We start from the raw sequence: 2928 nt of genomic DNA on the forward strand, positions 1-2928 counted from the left end.
CACGGCGTGCAGTTCCGCTTCGGCGCGGACGTCACCGCGATCCGCATCGACAACGGCCGCGCGGCGGTCGAGCTCGTGCCGCCGGGCAACCGGAACACGGCGAAGGCGCGCGAGGTCGACGTGATGTCCGCCGACGCGATCGTGGTCGCCGCCGGCGCGGGCAGCCTCCCGCTGCTCGAACGGCTCGGCTGGCGCTTGCCGCTGCATCCGGTCCGCACCCATACGCTCACCGCGCCGGTCGCGTACGAAGAACACGCACCGCACCTGAGCGTCGTCGATGCGATCAAGCGCATCTCGATCACGCGTACCCACCAGCGGTTGCGTATCGGCGGCGGCGCCGTGCTGCAGAGCCTCGCCGATACCGCGAAGCCGCTCGCCGAGCCGCTGTCCGAGGCCGCGCTCGCGCTGCTCGGCCAGGCCGTCCACGACTGGGTGCCCGGCGCCGCGAAGATTTCGGCCGCGCTGTCGTGGCAAGGCATGCAACTGCTGTCGCCGGACGGCCTGCCCGTCGTGGGTCCGACCCCGCATCCACGCGTGTTCGTCAATTTCGGCCATGGCCCGGCCGGCTGGGGCCTCGCGTGCGGGTCTGCTAAAGTGGTGACCGACTATCTGGGCGGCAACGTCCAGCACTGGCCCGCCGACACGCTCGCCGCGCTGAGCGCCGGCCGCTTCACGACCTGACCGCCGCGGGGCCGACTCGTGGCGGCATCCTTGCCAGCCGCCACGATCCCGCGATGACCGTTACCCACCCGCTTCCCGATTCCGATCCGATCGCGCTCTTGCGCGTCGCCGACCTGCGCGCGACCGAAGCCGACGCAACCGCCGCGCTGCCGCCGCACACGCTGATGGGCCGCGCCGGCGCCGCCGCCGCGCGCTGGCTGTCCGAGCGCGTCGCCGGCGACGATCGCCCCGTCTGGTTCGCGGTCGGCCCCGGCAACAACGGCGGCGACGCACTGGTCGCCGCCGCGCAGCTCCAGCAACTCGGCGTCGCGACGCATGCGTGGATGCCGGTACCGGTCAAGCCGGACGACGCGCAATGGGCGCTCGGTCTCGCGCGCTCGGCCGGCGTGCCGCTGTCGGCTACCCCGCCCGCGTCGCTGGATGGTTACGCGTGGGTCGTCGACGGGCTGTTCGGCATCGGTCTCGGCCGCGCGCTCGACGGCGCGTTCGCCGAGCAGGCCGCACGCATCGCCGCCCATGCGCGCGGCGGCGGCCGCGTGCTGGCGCTCGACGTGCCGAGCGGGCTCGACAGCGACACGGGCCGGATCGTCGGCGCGGGCGTCGCCGTCGCGGCCACCCACACGCTCACCTTCATCGGCGCGAAGCCCGGCCTCTACACGGGCGATGGCCGCGATCTCGCCGGCGAGATCCACGTCGCGTCGCTCGACGTCACGCCACCCGCCGCGCCGGCCATCGTGCTGAATGCGCCCGCGCGGTTCGCCGCGGCGCTGCCCGTGCGCGCCTTCGCGTCCCACAAGGGCACGTACGGCAGCCTCGCGGTGCTCGGCGGCGATACCGGCATGTGCGGCGCGCCGATCCTCGCCGCCCGCGCCGCGCTGTTCGCGGGCGCCGGCAAGGTGCACGTCGGCTTCCTCGGCGCAGGCGCGCCGCCGTACGATCCGCCCTTCCCCGAACTGATGCTGCATCCGGCCGACACGCTCGACCTCGGCGCGATGACCGCGATCGCGGCCGGTTGCGGGCTCGGCACACGCGAAGCCGCGGCGACGCTGGTGCGCGACGTACTCGCGCACGACATCGCGACGCTGCTCGACGCCGACGCGCTGAACCTCGTCGCGACGCACGCGGACCTCGCGGCCGCCGTCGCCACGCGCGGCGCGCGCGGCAATCCGTGCGTGCTGACGCCGCATCCGCTCGAAGCCGCGCGCCTGCTCGGCGGCGACACGGCCTCGGTGCAGCGCGATCGCGTCGCCGCCGCACAAGCGCTCGCCGCACGTTACGCGGCCATCGTCGTACTGAAAGGCTCGGGCACGGTGATTGCGGCGCCCGACGGCCGCGTGACGATCAACCCGACCGGCAACGCGGCGCTCGCCACGGGCGGCACCGGCGACGTGCTCGGCGGCCTGATCGGCGCGCTGCTCGCGCAGCGGGTCGCGCCGTACGAAGCCGCGCTGGCCGGCGTCTACCTGCACGGTCTCGCGGCCGACACGCTGACCGCGAACGGCACCGGCCCGGCCGGGCTCACCGCCGGCGAGCTCGCGCCGATGGTACGCACGCTGATCAATCGCCTTTTTTACCCGTCGCCGCGCGCCGACACGTAACGCCGCTATACTGACTGCCCCGCCGCACGGCGGGCCTTCTCGTCCGCCGGCTTTCCGATCCCGATGAGCCGGCGCGGCATTCCTCCCGATTCACGCTTCACTCGAACCGCCATGACGCTGAAATCGCTCCCCGCCTGGACTGCCCTTCAATCCCACTTCGAACAGATCCGCCACGCGCGGCTGCGCGACTGGTTCGCGCCGGAAAACGATCGCGCGCCGACCCGCGCCGAACGCTTCACGATTCCGGGCGGCGGTCTCGCGGCCGATTTCTCGAAGAATCGCATCGACGACGAAACGCTGCGCCTGCTCGTGCAGCTCGCGCGCGACGCCGGCGTCGAGGCGCGCCGCGACGCGATGTTCGCGGGCGAGATCGTCAACCCGACCGAAGGCCGCGCCGCGCTGCACACCGCGCTGCGCGCGACCGACCCGCAAGCGCCGTTCCATGCGCAGGTGAGCGCCGAGCGCGCGAAGATGGCGACGTTCGCGCGCGCCGTGCGCAGCGGCACGTGGACGGGCTATACGGGCAAGCGCATTCGCCACGTGATCAACATCGGCATCGGCGGCTCCGATCTCGGCCCGAAGATGGTCGTGCATGCGCTGCACCACGTCGCGACGCCCGAGATCTCGACGCACTTCGTGTCGAACGTCG

Annotated in this window: 2 protein-coding genes and 1 pseudogene; all 3 read left to right on the forward strand. The window is 73.3% G+C overall.

The genetic code is table 11. The features are described from left to right. The coding region (locus JMF90_RS31540) for an FAD-dependent oxidoreductase (RefSeq protein WP_201325901.1) at positions 1-681 on the forward strand (681 nt) is incomplete at its 5' end. Between the two features lie 53 nt (positions 682-734). Next, entirely contained in the window at positions 735-2279 is a 1545-nt protein-coding gene (locus JMF90_RS31545) for an NAD(P)H-hydrate dehydratase (RefSeq protein WP_011549615.1), read from the forward strand. A 111-nt stretch (positions 2280-2390) separates the two neighbouring features. Next, a pseudogene (locus JMF90_RS31550) lies at positions 2391-2928 on the forward strand (glucose-6-phosphate isomerase); the annotation flags it as partial.

This window comes from Burkholderia sp. E168m23, from assembly GCF_016586125.1.
In the GTDB taxonomy this organism is placed as follows: Bacteria; Pseudomonadota; Gammaproteobacteria; order Burkholderiales; family Burkholderiaceae; genus Burkholderia; species Burkholderia orbicola.

Excerpts from the sequence above, each read along its gene's own strand:
- JMF90_RS31545 (WP_011549615.1), top strand. The coding sequence starts at position 735 with ATGACCGTTACCCACCCGCTTCCCGATTCCGATCCGATCGCGCTCTTG.